Raw genomic sequence first — 2462 nt, 5'->3', positions numbered from 1 at the left:
CGCCCCCGGCCGCGCGGCCGGGGGCGTGCTCGTGGTGCGCGGTGCGTCGCGCGTCAGGCGGTCGGGTAGTCGCGCTGCGCGGACCCGGTGTAGATCTGGCGCGGACGGCCGATCTTGGTGTGCGGGTCGTTGATCATCTCGCGGTACTGGGCGATCCAGCCCGGCAGGCGCCCGATGGCGAAGAGCACCGTGAACATGTCGGTCGGGAAGCCCATGGCCTGGTAGATGAGGCCGGTGTAGAAGTCCACGTTCGGGTACAGCTTGCGCTGCACGAAGTACTCGTCCTCGAGGGCGACCTTCTCCAGCTGCATGGCGATCTCGAGCTGCTCGTCGCCGGCTCCCAGGTGCTCCAGCACCTCGTCGGCGGTCTTCTTGACGATGGCCGCGCGCGGGTCGTAGTTCTTGTAGACACGGTGGCCGAAGCCCATGAGCTTGACCCCGTCCTCCTTGTTCTTGACCTTGCGGACGAACTCGTCCACGCCGCCCTCGGACTTCTGGATGCCCTCGAGCATCTCCAGCACGGCCTGGTTGGCGCCACCGTGCAGCGGACCCCACAGGGCCTGCACGCCGGCGGAGACCGACCCGTAGAGGTTGGTGTTGGCCGAGCCCACCAGGCGCACCGTGGAGGTGGAGCAGTTCTGCTCGTGGTCGGCGTGCAGCACGAAGAGCATGTCCAGCGCACGGACCATGCGCTCGTCGAGCTCGTAGTTGCCGTCGGCGTCCGCGAAGGTCATGCGGAGGAAGTTCTCCACCACCGTCAGGTCGGTGTCGGCCTGCATCGGGCCGAGGCCCTGACGGTTGCGGTAGGCGTTGGCGGCCAGCACCGGCACCTGGCCCATGAGGCGGCGGGCGGCGTTCTCCAGCTGCTCGGGGTCGAAGGGGTCCAGGTTCTCGGTGTCGTAGGTGCACAGCGCCGAGATGGCCGAGGAGAGCACCGGCATCGGGTGGGCGTCGGTGGGGAAGGAGTGGAAGAAGTCCTTCATGCCCTCGGGCATGACCGCCTTGGCGCGCACGTCGCGGCGGAAGGTGTCCAGCTCCTCGGCGGACGGCAGCTCGCCGTCCATGAGCAGCTTGGCGACCTCCATGAACTCGGACTTCTCGGCCAGCTGCTCGATGGGGTACCCGCGGTAGCGCAGGATGCCCTCGTCGCCGTCGATGAAGGTGATGGCCGACGAGCAGGAGGCGGTGTTCACGAAGCCCACGTCGAGCGTGACGTTGCCGGTCTCCTTGCGCAGGGCGGAGATGTCGTAGCCGTTGTCGCCCTCGACGGACTCGACGAAGGGGAACTCCAGGGTCGTGCCCTCGTGGGTGAAGGTGGCGGGTGCCTTGTCGGCGGTCATGGTCTTCCTCTCGGCGGGCCGGCCTGTGGCCAGCAGTCAGAACGGGTGGCACCGCGCAGCGGCGCCCGTCGCGTCAGGTCAGTGGTCGCCCTGGGGCGGCAGGGCGGAGACCACCGGGTGGTCCTTGGGGATCACGCCCATCTTGGCAGCGCCTCCGGGGGCACCGAGGTCGTCGAAGAACTCGACGTTCGCCTTGTAGTAGTCGGCCCACTCGTCGGGCAGGTCGTCCTCGTAGTAGATGGCCTCCACAGGGCAGACCGGCTCGCACGCACCACAGTCCACGCACTCGTCGGGGTGGATGTAGAGCGACCGCTCCCCCTCGTAGATGCAGTCGACGGGGCACTCGTCGATGCAGGCCTTGTCCTTGACGTCGACACACGGCAAGGCGATGACGTAGGTCACGCTTTCTTCCTCCTGGCAGCTCGGCACGGCGGGCACGCAGGCCACCTCCGGCCCTTCATCTTAAGTGCACTCGCACCGGCCCACCGCCCACGGGGGCCCACGCCACTCAGCCGGCGGACGCCGAGGGCCCTGCCCCCGGCTCCCCGGAGGGCGAGGACGACGGGCTCGGCGACGCCCCACCCTCGGGGCGCCCGTCCTGCTCTGCGGCCTCCTGTTCGGCCTGCTGGTCGGCCCGTGCCTCGCGCTCGGCCCGGTCCCGGGCGTCCTGCGCCTTGTCGGCCTTCCGCTCCGAGAAGGGGCGGTAGTCCCACGAGGGCGGCACGGTGGACCCGGAGAACTCGGGCGAGGCCGGGTTGGTGCACCACACCTCGTCACTGGGCTCGTAGTGCGTGTCCACCGTCTCGGTGCGCGCCGGGCCGTCGAAGCCCTGCACCGGCTCCAGGCGGCGCTCCACGGTGACGTCGAAGCCCTTCACCCCGTGCTGGCTGATGCAGGTGGAGCTGTTGCTCCAGTACTTCCGGGGCTCCACCACGTGCTGGCGCTCCCGGGTGGTCGACTCCACGTCGTACTGCCTCACGCCGTACAGGGTGAGGGTCAGGTCCTGCCCCTCCACCCGGGTCCGCAGCAGCACCGGGGCCGGGGTGTCGTTGGTCCACCGGTTGTCGATGGAGGGGTACCACAGGGTGGCCTCGCGCCCCTCGGGGTAGCGGGCGATGTAGT

3 protein-coding genes are annotated in these 2462 nt (G+C 69.4%); all 3 read right to left on the bottom strand.

The features are described 5' to 3' along the window. Positions 1-53: 53 nt before the first annotated feature. Positions 54-1340: a citrate synthase gene (locus tag HMPREF3099_RS00830; protein ID WP_070703320.1), complete on the bottom strand. Its 1287-nt coding sequence runs from the start codon at positions 1338-1340 to the stop codon at positions 54-56. A gap of 78 nt (positions 1341-1418) precedes the next feature. Further along, the gene (gene fdxA, locus HMPREF3099_RS00825) at positions 1419-1742 is read right to left on the bottom strand and encodes a ferredoxin (protein WP_070703319.1); all 324 of its coding nucleotides are present in this window, start codon (positions 1740-1742) and stop codon (positions 1419-1421) included. A 106-nt stretch (positions 1743-1848) separates the two neighbouring features. After that, the coding region (locus tag HMPREF3099_RS00820; RefSeq protein WP_168168401.1) for a VanW family protein at positions 1849-2462 on the bottom strand (614 nt) is incomplete at its 5' end.

Source organism: Kytococcus sp. HMSC28H12 (assembly GCF_001816045.1).
GTDB classification, from domain to species: domain Bacteria; phylum Actinomycetota; class Actinomycetes; order Actinomycetales; family Dermatophilaceae; genus Kytococcus; species Kytococcus schroeteri.
The sequence above is the reverse complement of the archived record's forward strand: the minus strand, read 5'-3'. Positions and strand labels throughout refer to the sequence as shown.

Coding starts and splice junctions, on each gene's coding strand:
- HMPREF3099_RS00830 (WP_070703320.1), bottom strand. CDS start 1,340: ATGACCGCCGACAAGGCACCCGCCACCTTCACCCACGAGGGCACGACC.